The sequence below is a fragment of the Undibacterium sp. YM2 genome (assembly GCF_009937975.1).
In the GTDB taxonomy this organism is placed as follows: Bacteria; Pseudomonadota; Gammaproteobacteria; order Burkholderiales; family Burkholderiaceae_D; genus Undibacterium.
In genome coordinates this window covers 5,700,964-5,726,369 of sequence record NZ_AP018441.1, presented here as the reverse complement: position 1 = coordinate 5,726,369, position 25,406 = coordinate 5,700,964, and the positions used below count along the sequence as shown (strand labels likewise).

The window sequence follows — 25,406 nt, the reverse complement described above, 5'->3', positions numbered from 1 at the left end:
AATGTGCGACGGTATGAAAGACTTTGCCGGTTTTCAGGGCAAGCGAGGATGAAATATGAAGAATAAAACACAGAATGTGCTGGGCCAGGCGGTCAGGTGGACGCTGGCTTTCGTGCTGGCGATTCCTGCGATGGCATTTGCAGAGGATGCTGTCAAAGTGTCTCAGGTGTGGGGTAAAGTTGAGATTAACGGTAAATCGGCTAGTGTTGATAGCGCGGTTGCCGAGGGTGCCATTATCAAAACTGGCGCAGATGGCTATATTTATTTGAAAGCCGCAGATGATGGCTTGCTGATCGTGCGTCCGAATAGCGAGGCACGTATTGTCAATTACCATATTGATCAGCAAAATCCTGCGAATACCCGCGTCAAGCTGGAATTGATTTCTGGCGTGGCGCGTAGTGTGTCGGGTAATGCTGTGAAGCAGGCAAGGCAAAATTTCCGCTTTAATACGCCGGTTGCCGCTATTGGTGTGCGTGGTACGGATTTCACGGTTTTCACTGACAAGGATACAACACGGGTAGTCGTAGTTGATGGCGGTATTGTCGTCAGCGGCTTCGGCGGCGCGTGCTCTCCACAGGGTGCAGGTCCATGTGAAGGCGCGGCTGCAGCCGAATTGTTTGCCCGCCAGCAAGGTGTGTTGTTGCAGATCAATAAAGGTCAGAACAAGCCGCAATTATTGCAATCTGCGCCAGGATTGACGCCAGACGCCATCGCCCCTCCAAGGGCTGATGAGCCGGCTAGCAAATCTGCAACTGGTAGCAGCGCTGCTTTGATTGCTCCTGCTGCAACGGATCCTAATCTCGATCCCAGCAAGGTTGGTGGTGTCAAACAGACACTGGCTTCCAACACCAACAAGACACCAAACAATACTGGTGCAGGTAATAATAATGGCGCTGCCCTGACGAATACCATTATCTGGGGCCGCTGGTTTGAGCTGTTTGGCCAAAAGGCTGACTTTGACATTACCAAGCAAGACCAGAATGGGGCATCGCCACGTGGTACTAATTCGTATTTTGCTATTTTCCAGGCTAAAAATACCGAATGGCAAGTGCCAACGACAGGGTCTATGGGCTTTGCCCTGAAAGATAGCCAGGCGGTTGTTGTTGATAACATCAAGAGCCTGGAGTCAGCAGCGAAGCTGGAAAACGCCAAATTGCAACTGGATTTTGCCAAGGCGACCTTCACTACAGGGTTTGATGTTGTTTCTGGTAGCGAAAGATTCGCCTTGAAAGGTGAGGGCTCTGTGACCAGCACGGGTATCTTGTATGGTGCTAACCAATATGTGCCTGCTGCCAACATGTCGGTGCAAGGTGTTGTGACCAATGAAAAGGGTGGTACAGCTGCTTATATATTCCAGTCCAAATTAAATGAAGATGGCACCCGTATGGTGTACGGGGTGACAAACTGGGGCAAGCAATAAGTGCTCGTGCCAGGTTGTGCTAAATAATTAGCTCAAACCAGTCTTAAACAGTCTTAAATAAAAAAGGGCTTCTGCGGAAGCCTTTTTTTATTTGTATGACACGATTAAGTGCATAAATAATATTGACTGTATATATATGCCTTGAACTTAAAAGTGTCGTTCAGGTCAGTGTATTGCCAGGCTTTTCTGGTACTTAATTTAATACTGAAGTATGTAAATGGTTTTGTAATTTGATGTAACGAAATATTCATTTTGGTTTACTTCAAGTCAGGCCTTATAATTGTAGGTTGGCAAAGTCATATCTAGGCTTTTCATTTGAAAGCTGTTTCTGCAGAGCAAATGAAAAATTTCGGAATACAAGCCAAATGTTGTTAAGTTTTGCTTTTTTTTGAAAATGTGATTTCAGTCACATCTTCAGTTGGGTGCTTCTGCGATTATCTGCTTGCCGTAACGCGAGTAAGTGCCTAAAAAGCAAGCTTCGCACCTTTTAAATCATAAATTAGGAGTTCTAAATGGCTAATACAGCTGCTGATATCCAAAAGCTTTACATCGCATATTTCAACCGCCCAGCAGACCCAAATGGTCTGGCGTACTGGATGGCCCAAGGTTTGACACTGAACCAAATCGCCGACAGCTTCTCCAAACAAGCAGAATACGCCACCGTATTCGCTGGTAAAACAACAGAAGACACCGTCAACACCATTTACAACAACCTGTTCGGCCACAAAGCTGACGTAGCCGGTCTCAACTACTGGACAGGCCAACTGCTGAACGGCAAAGTTACCCTGGGTCAAGCCGCTCTGGCCATCCTCGGTGGTGCTACCGGTGCAGACAAAGTTGCTGTTGACTCCAAAGTTGCTGCAGCGACATCCTTCACAACAGCCATCGACACCAACGAAGAAATCGTTGCCTACTCCCTGCCAGCCAACACAGCCCTGGCCAAGGACTGGTTGAGCAAAGTGTTGGATTCCGCCACACAAGCATCCCAAATCGCAGTTCAAGATGCAGTGTTGACATCCATCGTCAATGGCGGCGGCGTCAAAGACTTCACACTGACAAGCAACACAGACATCGCCACAGCTGAAAACTTCACAGCTGGCCTCGTCTACACACCAAACGGTGGTTCCCGTGTGAATGCCCTGCAAGACGAAGACGTCCTGACAGGCTCCAACACATCCGCTACAGCCAACAACAAACTGACCGCCACACTGGGTAACTCCAATGACAACGGCGCAGCGATCGTCACACCAACGCTCAAAAACATCCAGACAGCCACATTCACCTTCACAGGTTCCGCTGATGGCAACAACGTCAACAACAACGCTGTTGTTGCAGTTGACCTGCAAGACGGCACTGGCTTGAAAACAGTTGGCATCAACCGTATCGCCTCCACAGCAGGTACCAACACAGCCCGTATTGAAAACATCAAGCAAGCTGTAGAAACAATGAATTTGACCAGCACCAACGCCAACAACACAGGCGTGGTTGAATTCTCCTTCGGCAATGGCACACTGCTCGGCGCTAACACAGGTACATTGAACCTGTCCGACGTTCAAGTTGGTACAGTCAACATTGGTCAAAACGTTTCCGGCACATCCGCCGCAGGCGTTGCCAACCAAGGTTACGAAACACTGACCATCAACAGCACAGGCAACACCAACAACATCGGCACACTGAATCTGCCAATGGACACAGGTACAGCAGGCAAAGTCATCATCACTGGCGACAAAGACCTCACACTGGCCCAGACATCCAATGTTGTCAATGGTGTAACAACCATTGAATCCACCAACTTCTCCGGTGGTATCCTGCAAGCAGCAGGCCGTCTGTCCGCCATTGATGCATCCGCATTCAAAGGCAACCTGACACTCAACCTCGGCAATGGCATCTTCACCACAGGTAAAGCTGACACCTCCGGTTCCGTTCAAAACGTCACCATCACTGGTGGTTCTGGTAACGACACATTCTACCTGGCAGACACAGTAGAAACAGGCGACAGCATCACAGGCGGCGACGGTACAGATACTCTGGTTATCGTCAACGGCGGCAACGTCACAGCCGGTGCAGCTGGTTCCTCCATCATCACCAAAGTAGAAGCAGTTCAAGTGTTGTTGAACAACGCCGCTTCCACAGTTGACTTCGCCAAACTGCCAGATGTGACAGGCGTACTGGTCCGCAACGTCTCCAACACCAACGTAGCAGCTCCTGCGAACTCCGCACCAGTCGCTGGTACAGACGTGTTCACACTCAACAACCTGAGTGTTGGTCAAGCTGCAGCCATCACCATCCGTCATAGCGACACAGGCTCCAACGCCATCGGCCAATCCACCATCAACGCCAATCTGGCGACTGCGACTGGTGCATCCGATACAGTTGCTGTCACTATCGCTGAAGGTTTGAACGTTGACCCACGTTTCAACTTCGTATTGAACACCAACGCTGTAGAAAACATCACTCTGGTTGATGCTGATACAGAATCCAACACAGTTGCCCTGGCCAACGTTGCTGCCCACACAGGCACCATCACGATTGGTACAACAGCAGGTGCTGGTTCCACAACAACCTTCCTGAACCTCGACACCACAGTTGCTGGTAACGGCGGTTTGTACCGTATCGACACAACAGGCGGCGCAGCAGCCAACATCGCTGGCGTACAAGAGTTGTCCAAAACAGCAGGTCAGATCAAACTGATCGCCGCTAACATCGATGCATCCGCAGAAACAGCCAGCGTTATCGTTCGCGTTTCCACCAGCGGTGCAGCCAACGGCGCGCAAAACATCAAGATGGGTGCTGGTAACGACACAGTCACTTTCGATAACATCCAGGACACACGTGCTGGCCTGACGATCTCCGACACAGTCGTAGGTGGCGCTGGTACAGATACACTCGTCATCGACGGCGACCTGACAGGTGCAGCACTGGGCGACACCATCGCTCTGGGCGCGTCTGAATGGACTAACGTTTCCGGTTTCGAAACTATCCGTCTGGTTGGTACTTCCAACAACGCCGGTGTTGACGGTGCAGGTAACTACCGTCTGACATTGACAGATGCCCTGATCGCTGCCAACAACAACGCAGGTGTTCTGGCTATCGTCAACGACAACGACACAGCCAATGATGCAGCGAACGCCGCAGACACAGCTGGTACAGCCGTTGAAAGCGCAGTCGTCATCGACGCACGTACACTGAGCGCCACAAGCCGCTTCAGCTACAACGGCGAAGAAGGTGCTTCCCGCACAGCCGACCGTATCATCTTCACAGATGCCAACTTCAATGGCTCCCACGCCATCAACGGCGGTGCAGTTGACAACAACAGCACCAACAACAGCCAGAAGAACGACGACGTGATCGAACTGCGCAATGCAACAAACGCAGCGATCGGTGACTTCAACGGCATCTCCAACGTTGGTAACATCGAACTGACAAACGACACAGCAGTCACCCAAGTGTCCCAAATCCAGTTGAACGATACTATCGTTGATGCACTGGTTGACAGCTACCAAGCTGCTAACACCACAACCCACGTAGAACGTCTGACTATCCGTGCAATCGACAACGTCAACGTTGCTAACGCCACTGTTGGTGTTTCCATCGATGCAGGCGCATTGACAGCACAATCTGCTCTGGACGTGACACTGGCCCGCGGCGCCAACTTCCTGCAACTCGGCGCTGGTGCAGACCGCGTTGTCTTGTTGGGTAACTATGTTGCCGGTACTTACCTGGGTACAGAAAACGGTGTTTCCCTGAACGCACAATCCACAGCAAATGCAGTGGCACGTGTTGTGACAGACACCATCAACCTGGGTGCAGGTAACGATACACTGGTGACTTACGGTGCGATCAACCTGGCTGGTGCACAATTGTCTGGTATTGAAAACATCACAGCGAACTCTGCTGTTGTGATCACTGCTTCTCAATATGCTGCTCTGGTTGCTGCCCGTGCTGCTCTGTCCCTGAGCACACCAGTAATCACATTCACAGGCAATGTTCCACATCAACTGACTATCGTTGATGACATCGCTGGTGTGAACAACATCGATCTGTCCCTGATCGCTGTAACTAGCGGCACATTGGTGATCGACACAACATCTTCCTCCAATGCAACTGGTGGCAGCGTCAACAACATCACTACATCCAATGCAGTGACAGTGTCTGGCGGCGCAACAGTAACAACAGGCAATATCGGTACTAACCCAGTTAATGGTGGCGGTACAGCATTGTCCCCAACAGCACTGGTAGCTGGCCAAACATTCAATAGCACATTGAACGTGAACGACAACTTCACAGGTTTGACTGCAACTCTGAATGGTACAACTGTCAACGGTAATGCTGCTGATACAGATATCATCACTCTGGGTGATGCAGCTACTGTTGCTATTGGTAACGGTACAGCAGGCGGTACTATCACCAACATCAAAACACTGAACCTGGCAAATGCAACTAACGCCATTACTTTCGGCGCAACTACCACTGGTATCACTACAGTGAACGGCGGCACAGGTAATGATTCTGTTGACCTGACAGGTGCTGGTGCTTCCTTCACAGCTGGTAATGTGAACCTGGGCACAGGTACTAACGGTCTGACTCTGGGCGCTTTGACTTACACTGGTACTTTCAGTGCAGGTGCAGGTACAGATACACTGACTTTGGCAGCTGGTGCTAACATCGCTGGTTCCAACATCACTGGCTTTGAAAACCTGACATTGGCAGCAACTGGCGTGTACACCATGACAGCAGCTCAGTACAATGGCTTCACAGGTACTGTCACTGCTGGTAACACAGAAACTATCGCTCTGACTACAGCCGGTACTATCGTTGCTAACGCAGCGATCGAACGCTTCACACTGGCTAACGGTACTAACACATTCACTGCTGGTACTAACACAGTGAGCGTTGTTGGTGGCACAGGTGCAGATACATTCAACTACACAGCAACACAAATCGCTGGCGCAACAACGCTGGACGGCGGCTTGGGTGCAGATACACTGAACATCGGTGCTATCGGTGCTAACTTGAATATCTCTGCTCTGGTAACAGGCGTAGAAACTGTGAACGTAACTGGCTCTGCAGCAACTGGCTACACTTTCACTAACGAAAACGGTGCTGGCGTAGTTCTGAACTACTCCAAAGGCGCAACAGGCGACGTAGTTGTTCTGGGTACAGGCGGCCAAACAGTGAACCTGTTGGGTACAGCTGCTACTGCAGTCACAGTAACCGGCGGTACTGGTGCTGATACGATCAACCTGTCTGCAACTGCAACTGGTGCTGAAACTATCACTACTGGTTCTGTATTGGCTAACATCGATACAGTGGCAAACTTCAAAGTTGCTGGCGCTGACGTATTCAAAACAGGTACAGCAGCAACAACATTGAACCTGTTGTCCATCGCTACTGCTGATACAGCAACTCTGGCAGCAGCAATCGCTACAGCAGCAACTGCAGCTGGCGCGGCTCTGGCAGCGAATACTCAGGCTTACGTGATCACTGTAGCCGCAGGTACAGCAGCTGGTACTTATGCTTTCCAAAACATCGGTGGCACTGTAGGTACAGTTGACGCAACTGACTTTATCGTTAAAATCACTGGCGCAGGTTCCATCGTCGCTGGCGACTTCATCGCTTAATTCAGTAAGCTATGCAGGAAAATGGGTAGCTTGCTACCCATGCAGCAGGGAGAGAACATCCTCCCTGTTGTGTAAAAATAAAAAACCCACCTCTGTAAAGCGGTGGGTTTTTTTATGCTTGCTGATTCTTGCCGACAGCGGTATTTTTGTTCAAGCTTGGTTATTAATTTCTGCAATTCAAGCGCAGTCTTTGCTAGCATGCAGCTTCATCCATTCTTAGTCTCTGGTTTTGCCAGCCCTGCGAACGCCTATGAAAAAATTGAGCCGTAATGATCCCTGTTCCTGTGGCAGCGGGAAGAAATATAAGCAATGTTGCATGGCTGCAGACGATGCGGCGCATGCGCAGGCAGACAAGCAACAACAAGAAGCTCAAAACCAGATTGTTGCCTGGCTGGAGCAGGGCATGGGCTTGCACCGCAATGGGCAAATTCAGGCGGCAAGGCAAATCTATCAGCAAATCCTGGCACTACAGCCGGGCCATGCAGATACCCTGCATCTATTTGGAGTGACTGCTCACCAGCTCGGAGAGTATGCAAATGCAATAGAATTTATCCAGCGCTCTTTGCAAGCCAATCCCCGGAATTTTTACGCCCTGAATAATCTTGGATCGGCATTGCGGGAATCCGGTCAGCCGGAGCAGGCACTCGCATGTTTCCAGCAAGCCTGCAAGCTCAAGCCCGGCTATGCCGAGGCACACAGCAATATTGGCAATGTATATAAGGACATGGGGCAGCAGGAAGAGGCGATATCCGCCTACAAACGGGCAAGCAGCCTTAATCCATCACTGGCCGAGCCCTGGAATAACCTGGCCTTGATTTATCAAAAGCGTAAGGACATAGACCAGGCCATACTATGTGCCGAGCGTGCTGCTGCGCTGCAGCCCAACCATGCGGAGATTCATAATAGCCTGGGAAATATTTACAAGGATGCGGGCCAGATTGCGCAGGCAATCAGCAGCTATCAGCGTGCCGTCGCCCTTGACCCGGAACACGGCAATGCCCTGCATTTCATCCACGTTCTCAGCGGCCAGGCCAGTGCCCAGGCACCAGTCAGTTATGTCAGCAAGGTATTTGATGATTATGCCGAGCGTTTTGACCAGCATTTGCAAGAAGTACTGGAATACCAGATTCCCGTCATTATTGGGCGGGAACTCAGGCAATTGCGTGTGGCTGACACGAAGGCATGGCGCATACTGGACCTGGGTTGCGGCACCGGTCTGGTGGCGAAAGAACTTGCACCACTGGCTGCGAGCCTGGTCGGGGTTGATCTGTCAGAAAAAATGCTGGCAAAAGCCCAGGCCAGGCAGCTGTATCACAGGTTGATCAAAGCCGATTTGCTGAGCATGACGCAACAAGAAGCAAGTGCAAGTTATGAAGTTGTGACGGCGGCAGATGTCTTTGTATACCTGGGGCAGCTTGATAAGATCATTACCGAGGTCAGCCGTTTGTTGGTCACCGATGGCGTGTTTGCCTTTTCTGTCGAAGCTGCTGATGCAGGTCTTGCTAGCATTCCCGGTGGCGTAGGCTATACGCTACGCAACAGTGGCCGTTATGCGCATGAACTCAATTATCTGGATAAATTAGCCTCTGAACATGGATTTGCATCTTTGCAATGTTTGCCACAGACCATCAGAATGGAAAATCTGCAGGCTATTCCGGGTTATCTGCTGATATGGCGTAAGCGCTAGCATTGGCGACTGGGCTGTTATGATGTCATTACCGCTCTGGTATGAAAAAATCAGGCATTGACCGTTTCTATTAATAAAGTCACACCTGCAACTCTGGTCTGCTTTGATTTTGCAGCATGCAGCTGCCCGAAGCTTCCTATATGCTGAAAAAAGCGCCATCGCTTTAAGCTGCTGATACAATACTGCACTTGATTTTGACCAAAACGTCTTCATTTCAATGCAAGTAGTCGCTTTTTGCGTGTTTTGATCAAAATAAATACTGATTTGCGATTTAATGCCATCTAAGCCTGGCGCTTAACCCATGCCATCAATGGAAATGGGCTTTTTCTAGTTATTGGAGTTTTACTATGTTTCAAAATGCTCAAACCCTGGACAAGAACCTGCATGGCTCTTTGCGCTTTCAACCAGCTGCTGACTTTGCGTTTGCCCGTAGCCTGACGACTGCTCCACTGGCACCGACAGAAATTCCTGAGGCAGCACAGTACTATCCAGTGTTGTTCTCACAATCCGGCTTGCTCAATCCGATTGCCGTGCTGGGTTTGAGAGAACGCAATGTATTCCTGAATGAAAAAAATCAATGGACTGAGGCCTATGTACCAGTGCATGTACGTCGCTACCCATTCATTCTGGGCCGTATCGGTGACACTGATGACTACGTGCTGGCAGCTGATATGGATGCACCACAGTTCAACACCAAAGAAGGCGAACTGGTATTTACAGAAAAATCTGAATTCAATCCAAGCTTTGGCAAGGTATTGGAACTGCTGAACAGCTATGAGAAAAACCTGCGTGAAGGCCGCCTCATTCTGAATGAATTGGAAACCACAGGCGTATTGGTTGCCAAAGACCTCAACTTCCGTGAAGGCGATGAAGTTCACCTGATCGGTGGCTTCCGTATTGTCGATCGTGAAAAAGTACTGGCACTTGATGATGCAACACTGGCACGTTGGGTGCGTAGTGGTTTGATGTCCCTGCTGGAATTGCACTGGGCCTCTTTCCGTCACCTGCCTAAAGTGGCACTGGCTTCTTCACGTCCAAATCAGGTTCAGTAATCTGTATTTGACTTGATATAGAATGTGCATGGAAAATGGGGCTATATGCCCCATTTTCTTTTGGTTTAAACTACAGGTGATACTTTGAAATTACTACACGTAGGCTGCGGCCCGCAAAACAAATCTGGTACTACACCTTTCTTTCAGTCAGATGAATGGCAGGAAGTACGTTTCGATATCGATCCCAAGGTCAATCCCGACATACAAGGTACTCTGACCGATATGAGTGCGGTCGAAACAGGCTCCATCGATGCAGTCTATTCCTCCCATAATATTGAACACCTGTATCCGCATGAAGTACCATTTGCGCTCAAGGAAATCTTGCGCGTGCTCAAGGATGACGGCATCTTTGTGGTGACTTGCCCGGATATGGTATCGGTCTGCAAACTGGTGGCCGAGGATAAACTACTGGAACCCGCCTACATATCACCTGCCGGGCCGATTGCACCTATCGATATCCTGTATGGGCATCGCGCAGCCATGGAAAGAGGTAATCTGTTTATGGCCCACCGGTGCGGTTTTACCCAAAAAGTATTGATGAATACCCTTGCTGGTGCAGGCTTTCAGACTGTAGTAGCGGCATCGCGCCCGTCAGCTTTTGATTTATGGGCGGTAGGCAGCAAGAGTGCCAGGCCTATTCCTGAGATGGAGAATTTGTTGCGTGCGCAATTGAAATAAACTTCAAGCGCTGAATATGCATAAGAAGAAAATACCTGCTGCGGCCAAAAGCGCTAGCCCTGCTTCCCATGCAGGGGCAAGCCAGGCGGCGCAGTTGTTGCAAAAGGCATTGCTGGCACATCAGGCCGGGAACCTGGCTGATGCTGCCGCCATCTATCAGCAGATCCTGGCCATTGATGCCCGGCATTTTGAAGCCTTGCAATTCCTTGGCATGATCAGGCGCAGTGCGGGTCAGCTGCAAGAGGCGCTTGATTTATTGACTTTGGCGGCTTCCATCAATCCAGCCAATACCATCATACATGCTTCGCTCGGCAATGTTTTAATGGACCTTGAGCGTCACGCCGATGCCATTGTCAGTTATGACCGCTTCTTATCAGCCATGCCTGATTTTGCCGAAGTCCTCAACAACAAAGCGAATGCCTTGAGTGCCTTGGGGCGCGAAGCAGAGGCCATGGCATGTTATGAACATGTACTGCGTCAACAGCCAGATTTTTCTGATACGCATTTTAATCGCGGCAATCTGTACATGGACATGCGCCAGTATGCGCAGGCCCTTGACGATTATGAACAAGTGCTGCGTAGCCATCCTGGTCATTTTCAATCCTGGAATAATCGTGGCAATGCACTCCTGAAACTGGAAAGACTGGCTGAGGCCAGGCAAAGTTACCAGCAAGGATTAAGCATAGCGCCTGACAATCCGGAATTGCATGCCTGTCTGGCTCACGTCTATAAAATCACAGGACAGCTCAATGAGGCGGTTCAGCATTATGCCAAAGTACTGGAACTGACCACGACTGGCTTTCCCAGACAAAATGCTGCGCTACAACTGGCTATCCTGCTCTATGTGTTTGGTAATCCGGCCAATGTAGATGCTTTGTTGCAAGTAGCAAAAGACATGCTGGGCAACGCACTGATTAAAGACAAGGGTTCTTTGATTTACTGCGCCTTCATGTTGAAGATCCAATTATGGTGGCAGATGTACCGGCAGCAGGTACAAAACCCGCAAGCGCAAGGCACGCTGTATGTCATAGGTGAAAGCCACATCTTGTCTGCGCATAATCTGCTGGTCGCGTATCGGGGCCAACATTTGCAATGCAAAGGCTTGTGGATAGAAGGCTGTACGCAATGGCAAATCGGCAAAGTCGAAACCAATCATTACCAGCAATTAATGCAGCATTATCTGCAGGCCTTGCCTGTCGCATCCAGCGTATTGATTACCGTAGGCGAAATTGATTGCCGTATTGATAGCGGCATCCTGAAAGCCAGTAAAAAAACTGCAAGCACTACCAATGCGAGCATCAGCCTGGCACAGCGTGTGCAGGACGTCATAGTGGCTTTCCTGGATTTTATTGCTGCTCATGCGCAGCCGCGTCAACTCAAGCTCATCATTAGTGGCGTTCCTGCCTGGCACGTGAATGAAAGTGGCTATAGTGAAGATCAATTACAGGAATTCGGCCAGTTTCTAATGCTGTTTAATACCATCCTGAAACAGCAGGTGTTGGCAAGGAGCATGGATTTTCTTGATGTATTTGCCCTGACCGATGGTGGGGGTGGGAAGGCGAATCAGCAATGGCATATAGACGAGCATCATTTGCGACCTGATGGCGTAATCGAAGCATTTTCCAGGCATTTGCTTGTCCCCTGAATATTTGCCTGCAGCGTGAGCGTATCTGCATGCCTCTACACTGCCGAATAGCGTTTATACTGTAGCAATTTCCGAAGTTCGTATTCCTACTCAATTTGCACTATGAAAATCCTGTTCGTTCACCAAAATTTTCCAGGTCAGTTTGTCCATCTTGCACCAGCACTTGCTGCAGACCCGGCGAATGAAGTTGTCGCACTGACCATGCAAAAGGCTGCTCCGGCGCTGTGGAATGGCGTCAAGGTATTCTCATACCAGGTGGCGCGTGGTACCAGTGCGGAAATTCATCCCTGGCTGGCAGATAGTGAACCCAAGGTCATCCGTGGCGAGGCTGCCATGCGTGCCGCACTGCAGTTGCGCGAACAGGGTTTTGTACCTGATGTGATCATCGCCCATCCAGGCTGGGGTGAAAGCCTGTTCCTGAAAAAAGTATGGCCCAAAGCCAAGCTTGGCATCTATGCCGAATTCTTTTATCACGCGCAAGGGGCAGATGTCGGTTTTGATCCTGAATTCTCTTCCAATGCGATTGAGCAAGCCTGCAAGATACAACTCAAGAATATCAATAACCTCTTGCATATAGAAATAGCGGATGCCGCCATTTCCCCGACGCACTGGCAAGCAAGTACTTTCCCCAGCGCCTTCCGTGAACACATCAGCGTCATTCACGATGGCATCAATACGGACCTGATCGCACCCAATCCCGGCGTGGCCCTGGCGCTGGCCGGAGGGCTGAAACTGACGCGTGATGATGAAGTCATTACCTTCGTCAACCGTAATCTGGAACCCTACCGCGGCTATCATATTTTCATGCGCGCCTTGCCACAGATACTGGCACAGCGCCCCAATGCTCACGTACTGATGGTGGGTGGAGATGATGTCAGTTACGGTGCCAAGTCAGAAAGCGGGAGGTCATGGAAAGAGATTTTCCTCAGCGAAGTAAGTGCTCAATTACCAGAGGGGGCACTTGAACGCATACATTTCCTGGGAAATATCCCTTACCAGCATTTTATTCCCTTACTGCAATTGTCGCGTGTCCATGTCTATCTGACTTATCCCTTCGTCTTGTCATGGAGCCTGCTCGAAGCCATGAGTGCAGGATGTGCCATCGTCGCGTCGAATACTCAGCCTTTGCGTGAAGCCATACGTCACAATGAGACAGGCAGACTGGTTGATTTCTTTGATGTGGCAGCGCTGAGCAAAGAGGTCTGTGACTTGCTGGACCAGCCCGAAGAAAGGCAGCGTTTGGGCGAAAATGCCCGTCGTTTTGCCTGTGAATTTTATGACCTGCAAAAAGTGTGTCTGCCAGCACAAATTGAATGGGTATACGGCATGGCAGAAGACACAAAAGTTAACATTCAAAATGATATATCTGCGCAGCCGCTGGTAAACACGGTAGTAATTGAGTTAAAATAAAACTGTAGCCAGCAAGACCATTAAGAACTCGGCGCCCCGCAACGGATATTGCGGGGCGTTTTTTTTCGCATACCACTTCGCGCTCGCGGCTTTAAGCATTCTTACTTAAGCATCCCTAAACTTCTGCAGTGCAGTGCGCCCCCTGCTGGACACCAAAACAATACCTCTTGGACATGCTTCAATGTCAGTTGGGCCTCATCAGGTGTGACTCTTAGCTAAGTCACAGCAAATTGCAGAATTTCAAGTGAGAGATATGCATTCAATAAGGTTCAACGACGTGCAGCATGTGCATATCTGATTGTAAATTGACAGCATTTTATATTTAAAAAGCATGTCAATTAAGCATGTGATGCAATTGGCAAAAATTTTTTCGATACAAATATATGGGGAGTATGCTGGAAATATCAATAGCTCCCCAGAGAGTATGTGGAGATTTTCGATATACAGGAGGGGGTATGCAAAATATATCGGCTTCGATACACGAAACACGTTTTAAAAGCGTAAAACTTGTGTTACGCTTTCGAAAAATGTGATGTACGTCACATTTAATTGAGTTGTGAACAGGGATAATGCCGCCTTGCCTTAAAAATGCCGATGAATTCCTCATTCAAAGAGATTACTCATCAAGCGGCCACCTATTATATTGCGATGTTTTTAGCACTTCAGTGTGCAAAGAATACAAATGATCTCGAAACTAAAACTTCCACAAACTGAAATTGCACAGGTTCTGATGACCTTTAAAAGTGCCTTCAGAACCGTTGGCATCTTCAGTGCCATCATCAACTTGTTGATGTTAGCACCTTCCCTGTATATGTTACAGGTTTACGATCGTGTTTTGCAAAGCCGCAACGAAATCACTCTGTTGATGTTGACATTGCTGATGCTGGGTGCTTACGCCTTGATGAGTGCGCTTGAATATATCCGTAGTTTTGTATTGATACGTCTGGGCGCCAAGCTCGACATGCAAATGAACAAGCGTATTTATACTGCTGCGTTTGAACAAAACTTGAAGCGTGGTGGCGGTAATGCTGGTCAGGCTTTGCAGGATCTGACGCAAATCCGTCAGTTCCTCACAGGTGCAGGCTTGTTTGCCTTCTTCGATGCACCATGGTTCCCGTTCTATCTTGCCGTGATCTTCATGTTTGACACTTACCTCGGCTTGTTTGCGCTGGCTGCGGTAATTGTCATGGTGATCCTGGCGTACGCCAATGAAGTGGTTTCCAAAAAACCTTTGACTGAAGCCAATACCATGGCCATCGTCTCCAGCAATCTGGCGACGAATAATCTGCGCAATGCCGAAGTCATTGAAGCCATGGGCATGCTGCCTAACCTGATGTCGCGCTGGTTCAAGTTACACGGCCGTTTCCTGCAATTGCAGGCAGAAGCGAGCGAGAAGTCAGGCATTATCACTGCTTTGAGTAAATTTGTACGTGTCTCAGTACAGTCACTGGTGCTCGGTTTTGGTGCCTTGCTGGTGATTGAAGGCAAGATGTCGCCTGGTATGATGATTGCCGGCTCCATCCTCTTGGGTAAGGCAACTGGTCCTATCGATCAACTGATCGGTGTGTGGAAACAATGGAGCACAGTTAAAGGTGCCTATGGTCGTTTGAATGAATTGCTGGCATCCAATCCGCCACGTCAGGCTGGCATGGACTTGCCTAAGCCACTGGGTGCCCTGTCTGTAGAAGGCGTGACTGCTGCTGCACCGGGTTCTACCGTTGTCGTGATCAAAGGTCTGACCATGGCCTTGCAGCCAGGTGACGTACTTGGTGTGATCGGCCCTTCAGGTTCGGGTAAATCTACGCTGGCACGCTTGCTGGTCGGCGTCTGGCCTGCTGCAGTTGGTAAAGTGCGTCTCGATGGTGCTGATATTTACCAATGGAACAAAGATCAACTCGGACCAAATATTGGTTACCTGCCACAAGACATAGAATTGTTTGGCGGCACGGTGGCTGAAAACATCGCCCGTTTTGGTGAAGTGGATTCTGAAAAAGTTATCCTGGCTGCCAAGCGCGCCGGTGTCCATGACATGATCCTGCATTTCCCGCAAGGCTATGACACACGTCTGGGTGACGGTGGCGCTGGCCTCTCTGGTGGCCAGAAACAGCGTATCGGTCTGGCACGTGCCATGTATGACGATCCATCCATGCTGGTGCTTGATGAACCAAATTCCAATCTGGATGATGTCGGTGAACAAGCTCTGGTAATGGCAGTCAATGATTTGCGCCAACGTGGTAAAACAATTGTACTGATCACTCACCGTACGACGATTCTGGGCGCCACCACCAAGCTCTTGTTGTTACGCGATGGTGTAGCCCAGGCCTTTGGTCCGCGTGATCAGGTATTGGCCGCGCTGAATCAGGCAAATCAACAACAGGCACAGCAGATGCAACAAGCTCAGCAAGCTGCGGCAGCACAACAGGCTGCCCAACAAGCACAAGCTCAGGGCGGTCTGCAATCAGCAGCTACAGAGCCACCGGCAGATACGCAGCAAAGAATTAATGCTACAGCTGCACAAGAGGAATAATCATGAAAAATGCATTGGTCAAAAAAGGTGATGTCACGGACGTGGCAAATCACAACGTAGAAATACTCGAAGTCAATACAGATGCACGCGGCTACTCCCGTCTGGGCTGGATCATCATTCTGATCGGCGTGGTCGGCTTCTTGCTGTGGGCATTCACGGCAAAGCTCGATAAGGGCGTGCCCATGAGCGGTAACGTGGCCGTGGCCTCCAGCCGTAAAGTCATACAGCATCAGACTGGTGGTACGGTTGATGAAATCCTGGTCAAGGATGGCGATGTCGTCAAAGCAGGCCAAACCTTGTTGAAGATGAATTCTGTCAGCGCCAAGTCAAATGCAGAAATCACCAGGGTACAATTGTTTACAGCCCAGGCGGTAGAAGCAAGATTGCTGGCTGAACGCGTAGGTGCAAAGTCCATCAGTTTTCCCAAGGAACTGGATGAGGCAAAAAGCGATCCTCGCGTTGCTAACGTCATTTCGCTGCAACAGCAACTGTTCACTACACGTCAGATTTCCATACAAAGTGAGCTGGGTGCGGTGGATGAAAACATCGCTGGCTTGAAATCGCAACACAAAGGCCTGGAAGAATCCATGGTCAGCAAAAAGCAACAGCAACAGTTCCTCAAGGAACAACTTGATGGCATGCGTGACCTGGCCAAGGAAGGCTATATTGCCCGCAATCGTCTGCTGGATCTGGAACGTACTTATGCGCAGGTGAACGGCAGCATCTCTGAAGACCTGGGTAATATGGGCCGTGTCTCACGCCAGATCATGGAAATGGGCTTGCGTAAGTCACAGCGTCAGCAAGACTATCAAAAAGAAATCCGCACACAATTGTCCGATGTCCAGAAAGAAGCAGAAGCCTTGCAAAACCGCCTGACTGCACTGGATTTTGATCTGAACAATGTTGCAGTGAAAGCACCCGTGTCAGGCACCGTGGTAGGCCTGAATGTATTCACCAAAGGTGCGGTTGTGCCTAGCGGTTTCAAATTGATGGAACTGGTTCCGCAGGATGATGCGCTGATCGTCGAAGCCAGCTTGCCAGTCAACCTGGTAGATAAAGTGCATGCCGGCTTGAAAACAGAATTGATTTTCTCTGCCTTCAATACCAATACCACACCGCATATCCCGGGCATCATTACACAGGTATCCGCTGACCGTACGGTCGATGAAAGAACCGGCCAGGCCTTCTATAAAGTCCGTGCAGAAGTAGCACCTGAAGGCAAGAAAATTATTGCCAATCTGAACATCCGTCCTGGTATGCCTGTTGAAATGTTTGTCAGCACCGGTGGCCGCACCATGATGAACTACCTGTTGAAACCAGTGATCGACCGTGCCCATTCTGCAATGACTGAGGATTAATGATGAAAAAATCATGGAAGCGCCTTAATCTGATCGCAGCTGCCTGCGGCATCCTGGTGATGTCGGCGGGCCAAGCTCAGGCCATGGGCCTGTTGCAGGCCTATGAAGCTGCATTGATCAATGATCCGACTTACCGTGCTGCTGTTTCAGAAAATATCGCGGGTAAGGAATACCGTAAAATCGGTCGTGCCGGTTTATTGCCAACCATACAGTATGCTTATGGAACCGGTAAAAACCGCGCAGAAATCACCTCGCCGGCGACCAACTTTTTGGGTCAGCCAACTGGTGGTGTGGCGGTCAGTAATTACGATTACACCAGTATCACGAATTCTGTTTCCTTGCGTCAGGTATTGTTCAGCCTGGATACGGCAGCGCGTTACAAGCAAGGCATAGCGCAGACCAACTATAGCGATGCTATCTTTTCTGCACGCAGTAAAGATTTGATCATCCGCCTGACGACTGCTTATGCGGATGTTAAATTCTCTGAAGATCAGGTAGATTTGTTCCGTGCCCAAAGAGATGCTTATGCAGAACAGAAACGCATCAATGAGCGCATGTTTGAAAAAGGTGAAGGCACCAGGACCGACATGCTGGAAACCCAGGCAAAGCTTGATGTTGCCGAGGCTCAGGTAATAGAAGCGCAAGATAATTTGCTGAATTCAAGAAATACTTTTTCTGCCATCATTGGCAGTGAAGTAAATCAGCTTGATGGCTTGCGCCCAGAGTTTACCGTGATGCCTGTTGCCCTCTCCAGCTTTGAAGAATGGATGACGATCGCAACAGAAAGCAATCCTGAAATTGCAGCCGCCAAATATTCTGTCGAAGCTGCCGAGCTGGAAATCAGCAAGAGCAAAGCAGGGCATACACCAAGGCTGGATCTGAACGTTGGTTACAACCGTGGCTTGTCTGACAGTATCACTACACGTACGCAAGATCAGACGATCAAGAGCATAGGCGTACAATTGGTGATACCGATTTACTCTGGTGGTTATGTTACTGCTGTCAGTAATCAGGCCATCGCCAACCGCGACAAGGCCAAAGCTGATCTGGACTCAACCAAGAACAGAATCTCGATAGAATTGCGCAAGCAATTTAATGCGATACAAACCAGTTTGACGAAAATCAGTGCTTTGCAAAAGTCAGTTAACTCTGCGACTTTGCTGGTTGAAGCAACCAAGCAAAGTGTTAAAGGTGGTGTGCGCATCAATCTCGACGTACTCGGCGCAGAACAGCAATTGGTTGCTGCCAAGCGTGACCTGGCGCAAGCCAAGTACAATTACCTGATCAGCTACCTCAAGCTGCGCGTCACTGCAGGTAATATCAGTGTGGATGATGTACAGACAGTAGCTGCTTACTTTGCACCGAACTGATAGTGATGGAGACTGCTGTCGGGAATTGAAGCAGACGCCAAGCCATGCACTAAAAGCCAGTCACTAAATCAGCAGGTATAAAAAAAACGGCACATCTTTACAGATGTGCCGTTTTTCATTTTCAGGCAGGAATTAACCAGCCAGTTTTTTCTTGAGCAATTCATTAACCTGTGCAGGGTTGCCCTTGCCCTTGGTCGCTTTCATTGCCTGACCAACCAGGGAGTTGAATGCCTTCTCTTTACCAGCGCGGAATTCATCAACAGACTGCTGATTCGCGGCCATGACTTCGTCGATGATTTTTTCCAGCGCGCCAACGTCAGAAATTTGCTTCAGGCCTTTGGCGTCAATTACCTGGTCTGCCAGATTTGCAACTGCAGATGGTGCTTCCCACATCGCCGCGAACACTTCCTTGGCGATCTTGTTGGAAATCGTGCCATCAGCAATGCGCTGTAACAATACGGCGAGCTGAGCAGCGGTGACCGGAATAGCGCTGATATCCAGGCCTTCACGGTTCAGCGTCGCCGACACATCACCCATCATCCAGTTGGCAGCAGGTTTGGCTTGTGCGGCACCAGCAGCAGTCACCACGGCTTCAAAATAAGTGGCCATGCCTTTGGATTGCGTCAGGATAGTCGCATCATATTCAGGCAAGCCCAGTTGCTCGATGAAGCGCTGGCGCATCGCAGATGGCAGCTCAGGCATGGTGGCGCGTACTTGCTCTACCCATTCGCGGCTGATTTTCAATGGCGGCAGGTCAGGGTCAGGGAAGTAACGATAGTCCATCGAATCTTCCTTGCTGCGCATGGAGCGGGTCTCTTTTTTGTCCGGATCATACAGGCGAGTTTCCTGGATGATAGGGCGACCTTCTTCAATTTCGTTGATCTGGCGCCGGACTTCAATATTGATCGCTTCTTCCAGGAAACGGAAAGAGTTCAGGTTCTTGATTTCGCATCGTGTACCGAATTCTTTTTGGCCGACTGGACGCACAGAAACGTTGGCATCGCAACGGAAAGAACCTTCCTGCATATTGCCATCACAGATATCCAGCCAGGTCACCAGCGAGTGCAGGGCTTTTGCATAGCCAACGGCCTCAGCAGCACTGCGCATCACAGGTTCAGTGACGATTTCGAGCAAGGGCGTGCCTGCACGGTTCAGGTCTATGCCTGTCATGCCCTGGGCTGCGCCATGGGTGGATTTGCCAGCGTCTTCTTCGAGATGAGCGCGTGTCAGTTGTATATTCCTGAATTCAGTCTTGCCATCTTTTTCAAACACGCAAGGCACGAAACCGCCCTGTACTACCGGGATCTCAAACTGGCTGATCTGATAGCCTTTGGGCAGGTCAGGGTAGAAGTAATTTTTGCGGGCGAAGATGGATTCAGGCGCAACCACGGCACCGACGGCCAGGCCAAACTGTATGGCTTTTTCTACTGCACCTTTATTCATGACCGGCAACACGCCAGGCAGGGCCAGATCAACCGGGCTGGCCTGGGTATTGGGTTCAGCACCAAATTGTATTGAAGAGCCGCTGAAAATTTTTGAGTTGGTCTTGAGTTGCGCATGCGTCTCAAAACCGATAACGACTTCCCATTGCATAATATTCCTCGTTATATCTTTGTTTATTGCCTCTGCTTTTTTATCGAAAGCAGCACATCAATTCCATGTCCATGATCTCTCATTCCTTGTCAGGAAGAAGAGATGCTCATGCCGGTGCGCGTGTATGCCAGTCTGTCGCTTGCTGGAACTGGTGGGCCACATTCAGCAATTTCGCTTCATCATAATAATTGCCGATGATTTGCAAACCTACCGGGCGCTTCGCATTCTTTTCACCTTGGCCAAAACCACAAGGGATGGACATGCCAGGCAAGCCTGCCAGGCTGGTCGAGAGGGTGAAAATATCCGCCAGATAGTTGGCTACAGGATCATCCGCTTTCGAGCCCAGGTCCCATGCCACGGTTGGTGCCACCGGCCCCATGATGACATCGCATTTCTCGAAAGCTGCTGCAAAGTCCTGGGCGATCAGACGGCGGATTCTTTGTGCCTGCAAATAATAGGCATCGTAGTAACCGTGTGACAGTACATAGGCACCAACCAGAATACGGCGCTTGACTTCAGCACCAAAACCTTCGGCTCGCGACTTCTTGTACATCTCATTCAAGTCTTTGTACTCTGCTGCACGATAACCATAACGTACACCGTCAAAACGGCTCAGATTGGAGGAGGCTTCTGCCGGTGCAATCACATAATACACAGGGATGGACAACTCGGTTTTTGGCAGGGAAATTTCTACCAGTGTCGCACCCAGCTTTTCATATTCAGCCAGCGCAGCACGTACGGCTTGTTCTACGTCGGCAGCCAGACCAGCAGAGAAAAATTCCTTGGGCACACCTATGCGCAGACCTTGCAAAGATTTGTTCAGGTCACGGTTGAAATCTTCTTTCTTGCGTTCGAGAGAAGTCGAATCCTTCTCATCAAAACCTGTCATCGCATTCAGCAAAATACCGCAATCTTCTGCAGTCTGGGCGATAGGGCCGCCCTGGTCCAGTGAAGACGCAAATGCGATCATGCCGTAACGCGATACGCTGCCATATGTTGGCTTGATACCGGTGACGCCGCAAAACGATGCCGGTTGACGGATAGAGCCACCAGTGTCAGTAGCGGTCACTGCCGGTGCCAGACGCGCTGCAATCGCCGCTGCTGAACCGCCAGAAGAGCCACCAGGTACGGCAGTCTTGTCCCAGGGGTTTTTCACGGCGCCAAAATAGGAATTTTCATTCGATGAACCCATGGCGAATTCATCGCAATTCAATTTGCCCAAGGTGACGGTACCAGCCTTGTTGAACAGCTCAACCACGGTGGCGTCGAAAGGGCTGACATAATTTTCCAGCATGCGTGAGCCTGCTGTAGAGCGCCAGTCGCGTGTCACGAAAATATCTTTATGGGCGATAGGCACGCCCGTCAACACACCGGCATCACCACTGGCCAGGCGTGCATCGGCTGCGGCAGCCTGTTGCAAGGTCCATTCAGGATTCACATGCAGGAAGGCATTCAGGTCACTGGCAGCAATACGGTTCAGGTAGTGCTGGGCAAGTTCGGTGGCGGATACCTGCTTGCTTTGCAGCAGGGCGGATAATTGCGAAATTGTTTTAGTATGCATGAGGACTCTATTGCTTATTCAATAACCTGGGGTACGAGGTAAAGGCCATCCTGGGTCGCTGGCGCTGGCTTTTGATAATCTTCGCGATGATTGCTTTCGCTCACCACGTCTTCACGCAGGCGCAAAGCCATTTCTGGCAGCAGGGCGGCGATAGGGTGGCTCAGTGGCGCTACACCGGTGGTATCCACTGCTTTTAACTGCTCTACCAGAGAGAAAATGCCGTTCAATTTCTCCAGGGTAGAGACTTCCTCCTCGGCGGAGGTTTCTAATTTTGCCAAATTGGCAATTCTTTTCACATCTTCAAGTGTCAGCGACATAGTTCAGGGGCGCATTTTTGCGCGAAAAAGAGTGTCAAAAAATACATAATCCGACATGCCACCAAAAGCTTAATTTAGGTGTTGGTATCGAATAAATTTAAACAGATTATAAGGTAGAATGGCGGGTTAATGCCCTAAATGGCTTGCTAAATCCCCTAACATGCTTAGATTGCGAGATGGCTGGTCAGTTTCCGCTGGAATCGGTCAGGGTTAAAAATTCGGTAGCGCAGCCCGGCAGAGCGGGTTGAGCCCACAATCAGTTAAACACAGGACAATACATGTTTGGTTTTTTACGTAGTTATTTTTCAAATGATCTGGCGATCGATCTGGGAACAGCCAACACGCTGATTTATGTACGTAGCCAGGGTATCGTGCTCGATGAGCCATCCGTAGTCGCGATCCGCCAGGAAGGCGGACCTAATGGCAAGAAAACTATCCAGGCAGTGGGTAAAGAAGCCAAGCAGATGCTGGGCAAGGTACCGGGTAATATTGAAGCTATCCGCCCCATGAAAGACGGCGTGATTGCCGACTTTACTGTCACCGAGCAAATGCTCAAGCAATTTATCCGCATGGTGCATGACACCAAGTTCTTCAAGCCATCCCCACGTATCATCATTTGCGTCCCTTGCGGTTCTACCCAGGTAGAACGCCGTGCTATCCGTGAATCTGCCCTGGGTGCCGGTGCTTCCCAGGTTTACTTGATTGAAGAACCGATGGCTGCTGCGATAGGCGCTGGTTTGCCAGTATCCGAGGCAACCGGTTCCATGGTCGTCGATATCGGTGGTGGTACGACGGAAGTCGGTATCATTTCCCTCGGCGGCATGGTCTATAAGGGTTCTGTACGCGTCGGTGGTGACAAGTTTGACGAGGCTATCGTCAACTATATCCGTCGCAACTACGGCATGCTGATCGGTGAGCAAACTGCGGAAGCCATCAAAAAGGCCATCGGCTCTGCTTTCCCTGGCTCTGAAGTCAAGGAAATGGAAGTCAAGGGACGTAACCTGTCAGAAGGCATACCACGTTCCTTCACGATTTCCAGTAATGAAATCCTGGAAGCATTGACAGATCCGCTGAACAACATTGTTTCTGCCGTTAAAAACGCGCTGGAACAAACGCCACCAGAACTCGGCGCCGACATTGCCGAAAAAGGCATGATGCTGACCGGCGGTGGTGCACTCCTGCGTGACCTTGACCGTCTGCTGATGGAAGAAACCGGCTTGCCTGTCATCGTTGCTGAAGACCCGCTGACTTGCGTGGTCCGTGGCTCTGGCATGGCGCTGGAACGCATGGACAAGCTGGGCTCGATCTTTTCTTACGAATAACAAGAGTAAGGCACCGCACTATCGTGGGAAGTGCGCCAGCCCAGGTGTTGGCTGCACTTCCCGTATTTGATGAAGCTGCATCTTCCTGGCTACTGATGCACAGGAAGCACAGCTGATTTGATTGCACATTAAAATGCTTGTTGCGCTGTTCATTGAGAAACACCGGTAAAGTATGGATTACAGCCCGCCACCACTCTTCAAGCAAGGCGCCTCTGCGCGCGTCAGAGTGGTTTTCTTTGCCGTACTGGCGATCTTTCTGTTAGTTGTTGATTCCCGTCTGAAGTCCCTGACCCTGGTCAGGCAAATCCTCGGCAGTGTGCTGTATCCGGTACAGATGGTCGCCGTCATGCCGCGTGATACTGTCAAGCGTGTTTCTGATTATTTTGTGTCAGTCACGACGCTGGAAAAAGAAAATACGCAACTCAAGCGCCAGCAAACCCAGAATGCCGATACCCTGCAGCAGACCGGGCAGTTGATGGCTGAAAACACCCATCTGCGCAAGTTGCTGGATGCGCGTGAGCGTCTGCAGGTCAAGTCTGTCATGGCAGAGATCATCTACGATGCCCGTGATCCTGCCAGCCGCAAGGTCATCATAGACCGTGGCATCAAGCATGGCCTGACCTTGTCCCAGCCAGTGATTGATGACAAGGGTGTAGTCGGTCAGGTGACCCGGGTTTTTCCGCTGACGGCAGAAGTGACCTTGCTGACCGATAAAAACCAGGCCATCCCTGTACAAATCCTGCGTAATGGCTTGCGCAGCGTGGCCTATGGCCGTGGCCAGTCCAGCTACCTGGACATGCGCCTGACCACCAATGCCGATATCCAGAATGGCGATCAACTGGTGACTTCTGGCATTGATGGTATCTACCCGCCTGGTCTGGCAGTTGCCAAGGTGGTACAGGTCGAGAACAAGGCCAACACCACCTTTGAAAGCATCTTGTGTGTGCCAACTGCGGGCATAGACCGCAACAAGCAGTTACTGGTCTTGCTGGTATCTGCAGATAATTTGTCGCGTCCTGATACCGAAGATGTGCGTGCCAAGAAAGAGAAAATCAATCGCAAGGTAACCCGTGATGCGGCAGCACCTACATCTGATACCAAGCCTGTCGATCAGCCCATGAAAGATTTGCCGGTCAAGGACGGCGTTGTGAAAGAAACTCCAGCCAAAGATGCGGCAGCCAAGGATGCGCCACCTAAAGACGCAGCAGCCAAGGATGCACCTGCAACTGCAAAGGAGCCCAAAACATGAATAGCCCGCACTACATCTTATTGCCGGTCAATCCGCTATTTATCGCCATCAGTTTCGCCATCGCTTTCTTCTTTAATTTCTTGCCATGGGGCGGCTGGATAGGTGTACCTGATTTTGTTGCCCTGGTATTGGTATTCTGGACCATACATCAGCCGCGCAAGGTTGGCATAGGGGTGGCATTCGCCATGGGGTTGCTGATGGATGTGCATGACTCCATCTACATGGGTGAAAACGCGCTGGCTTATACCCTGTTATCGTATTTTGCCATCATGATACACAGGCGCGTGCTCTGGTTTCATCCACTGACACAAACCCTGCATGTGTTTCCCCTGTTTTTGTTTGCCCAACTGGTGCAGCTTGCCGTACGCATGCTGGTGGCACCGGATGCGCATTTTCCGGGTTGGGCTTATTTTACCGTCAGCCTGGTGACGACTGTGTTGTGGCCGTTTGCAACTTTGCTCTTGCTGGCACCTCAAAGACGCGCCAAAGATAAAGACCACACCCGTCCTATCTGAGTCTGCTGTATTTCTGATTGCTGTCTGCTGTTTGACCTGATTAGTCTGCTTCATCTGCTCTATCTGCTCCACCTGCTTCAC

The 25,406-nt window shown here is 50.1% G+C and carries 16 protein-coding genes; 13 read left to right on the top strand and 3 right to left on the bottom strand.

The annotated features are described in order from the left end of the window. Positions 1-55 precede the first annotated feature (55 nt). From UNDYM_RS26315 to UNDYM_RS26270, 10 genes are all read left to right on the top strand, one after another. Complete coding sequence (locus tag UNDYM_RS26315) at positions 56-1,420, top strand: FecR domain-containing protein (RefSeq protein ID WP_162043790.1); 1,365 nt, start codon at positions 56-58, stop codon at positions 1,418-1,420. Positions 1,421-1,932: 512 nt separating this feature from the next. Further along, on the top strand, positions 1,933-7,041 hold the full coding sequence (locus UNDYM_RS26310) for a DUF4214 domain-containing protein (protein ID WP_162043789.1): 5,109 nt from the start codon (positions 1,933-1,935) through the stop codon (positions 7,039-7,041). 250 nt (positions 7,042-7,291) lie between these two features. Then, on the top strand, positions 7,292-8,728 hold the full coding sequence (locus tag UNDYM_RS26305) for a tetratricopeptide repeat protein (protein WP_162043788.1): 1,437 nt from the start codon (positions 7,292-7,294) through the stop codon (positions 8,726-8,728). A gap of 347 nt (positions 8,729-9,075) precedes the next feature. Then, complete coding sequence (locus UNDYM_RS26300) at positions 9,076-9,780, top strand: SapC family protein (protein ID WP_162043787.1); 705 nt, start codon at positions 9,076-9,078, stop codon at positions 9,778-9,780. 84 nt (positions 9,781-9,864) lie between these two features. After that, on the top strand, positions 9,865-10,458 hold the full coding sequence (locus UNDYM_RS26295) for a methyltransferase domain-containing protein (protein WP_162043786.1): 594 nt from the start codon (positions 9,865-9,867) through the stop codon (positions 10,456-10,458). Between the two features lie 16 nt (positions 10,459-10,474). After that, the gene (locus UNDYM_RS26290; RefSeq protein WP_162043785.1) at positions 10,475-12,103 is read left to right on the top strand and encodes a tetratricopeptide repeat protein; all 1,629 of its coding nucleotides are present in this window, start codon (positions 10,475-10,477) and stop codon (positions 12,101-12,103) included. Between the two features lie 102 nt (positions 12,104-12,205). Continuing rightward, positions 12,206-13,513 carry a glycosyltransferase family 4 protein gene (locus UNDYM_RS26285; RefSeq protein ID WP_162043784.1) on the top strand — a complete coding sequence of 436 codons (1,308 nt, stop codon included), beginning with the start codon at positions 12,206-12,208 and terminating at the stop codon, positions 13,511-13,513. 730 nt (positions 13,514-14,243) lie between these two features. Next, the gene (locus UNDYM_RS26280) at positions 14,244-16,040 is read left to right on the top strand and encodes a type I secretion system permease/ATPase (RefSeq protein WP_304941407.1); all 1,797 of its coding nucleotides are present in this window, start codon (positions 14,244-14,246) and stop codon (positions 16,038-16,040) included. 2 nt (positions 16,041-16,042) lie between these two features. Beyond that, a complete protein-coding gene (locus UNDYM_RS26275; protein WP_162043782.1) occupies positions 16,043-17,398 on the top strand; it encodes an HlyD family type I secretion periplasmic adaptor subunit in 1,356 nt (451 codons plus the stop codon). 2 nt (positions 17,399-17,400) lie between these two features. After that, positions 17,401-18,768 (top strand): TolC family outer membrane protein, encoded by a 1,368-nt coding sequence (locus UNDYM_RS26270; RefSeq protein WP_162043781.1) that lies wholly within the window; start codon positions 17,401-17,403, stop codon positions 18,766-18,768. Positions 18,769-18,900: 132 nt separating this feature from the next. Here the strand turns inward: UNDYM_RS26270 and gatB are convergent, their stop codons facing one another. The 3 genes from gatB to gatC all read right to left on the bottom strand — a co-directional run bounded on the left by gatB (position 18,901) and on the right by gatC (position 22,239). Continuing rightward, the gene (gene gatB, locus UNDYM_RS26265; protein ID WP_255456558.1) at positions 18,901-20,376 is read right to left on the bottom strand and encodes an Asp-tRNA(Asn)/Glu-tRNA(Gln) amidotransferase subunit GatB; all 1,476 of its coding nucleotides are present in this window, start codon (positions 20,374-20,376) and stop codon (positions 18,901-18,903) included. Between the two features lie 91 nt (positions 20,377-20,467). Continuing rightward, positions 20,468-21,922: an Asp-tRNA(Asn)/Glu-tRNA(Gln) amidotransferase subunit GatA gene (gene gatA / locus UNDYM_RS26260; RefSeq protein ID WP_162043779.1), complete on the bottom strand. Its 1,455-nt coding sequence runs from the start codon at positions 21,920-21,922 to the stop codon at positions 20,468-20,470. Between the two features lie 14 nt (positions 21,923-21,936). Continuing rightward, positions 21,937-22,239, bottom strand: a complete 303-nt coding sequence (gene gatC / locus UNDYM_RS26255; RefSeq protein ID WP_162043778.1) for an Asp-tRNA(Asn)/Glu-tRNA(Gln) amidotransferase subunit GatC — start codon at positions 22,237-22,239, stop codon at positions 21,937-21,939. Positions 22,240-22,517: 278 nt separating this feature from the next. On the opposite strand from gatC, the gene UNDYM_RS26250 reads away from it, so the two are divergent. From UNDYM_RS26250 to mreD, 3 genes are all read left to right on the top strand, one after another. Beyond that, positions 22,518-23,561 (top strand): rod shape-determining protein, encoded by a 1,044-nt coding sequence (locus UNDYM_RS26250; protein WP_110256286.1) that lies wholly within the window; start codon positions 22,518-22,520, stop codon positions 23,559-23,561. Between the two features lie 172 nt (positions 23,562-23,733). Further along, on the top strand, positions 23,734-24,810 hold the full coding sequence (mreC, locus tag UNDYM_RS26245) for a rod shape-determining protein MreC (protein ID WP_162043777.1): 1,077 nt from the start codon (positions 23,734-23,736) through the stop codon (positions 24,808-24,810). Next, positions 24,807-25,325, top strand: a complete 519-nt coding sequence (gene mreD / locus UNDYM_RS26240; protein ID WP_162043776.1) for a rod shape-determining protein MreD — start codon at positions 24,807-24,809, stop codon at positions 25,323-25,325. The genes mreC and mreD overlap by 4 nt, the downstream gene beginning before the upstream one ends. The last annotated feature ends 81 nt before the right edge of the window (positions 25,326-25,406 follow it).

Coding starts and splice junctions, on each gene's coding strand:
- gatA (WP_162043779.1), bottom strand. CDS start 21,922: ATGCATACTAAAACAATTTCGCAATTATCCGCCCTGCTGCAAAGCAAG.
- UNDYM_RS26275 (WP_162043782.1), top strand. CDS start 16,043: ATGAAAAATGCATTGGTCAAAAAAGGTGATGTCACGGACGTGGCAAAT.
- UNDYM_RS26305 (WP_162043788.1), top strand. CDS start 7,292: ATGAAAAAATTGAGCCGTAATGATCCCTGTTCCTGTGGCAGCGGGAAG.
- UNDYM_RS26290 (WP_162043785.1), top strand. CDS start 10,475: ATGCATAAGAAGAAAATACCTGCTGCGGCCAAAAGCGCTAGCCCTGCT.
- mreC (WP_162043777.1), top strand. CDS start 23,734: ATGGATTACAGCCCGCCACCACTCTTCAAGCAAGGCGCCTCTGCGCGC.
- UNDYM_RS26280 (WP_304941407.1), top strand. CDS start 14,244: ATGACCTTTAAAAGTGCCTTCAGAACCGTTGGCATCTTCAGTGCCATC.
- UNDYM_RS26300 (WP_162043787.1), top strand. CDS start 9,076: ATGTTTCAAAATGCTCAAACCCTGGACAAGAACCTGCATGGCTCTTTG.
- UNDYM_RS26250 (WP_110256286.1), top strand. CDS start 22,518: ATGTTTGGTTTTTTACGTAGTTATTTTTCAAATGATCTGGCGATCGAT.
- UNDYM_RS26285 (WP_162043784.1), top strand. CDS start 12,206: ATGAAAATCCTGTTCGTTCACCAAAATTTTCCAGGTCAGTTTGTCCAT.
- UNDYM_RS26310 (WP_162043789.1), top strand. CDS start 1,933: ATGGCTAATACAGCTGCTGATATCCAAAAGCTTTACATCGCATATTTC.
- mreD (WP_162043776.1), top strand. CDS start 24,807: ATGAATAGCCCGCACTACATCTTATTGCCGGTCAATCCGCTATTTATC.
- gatC (WP_162043778.1), bottom strand. CDS start 22,239: ATGTCGCTGACACTTGAAGATGTGAAAAGAATTGCCAATTTGGCAAAA.
- UNDYM_RS26315 (WP_162043790.1), top strand. CDS start 56: ATGAAGAATAAAACACAGAATGTGCTGGGCCAGGCGGTCAGGTGGACG.
- UNDYM_RS26270 (WP_162043781.1), top strand. CDS start 17,401: ATGAAAAAATCATGGAAGCGCCTTAATCTGATCGCAGCTGCCTGCGGC.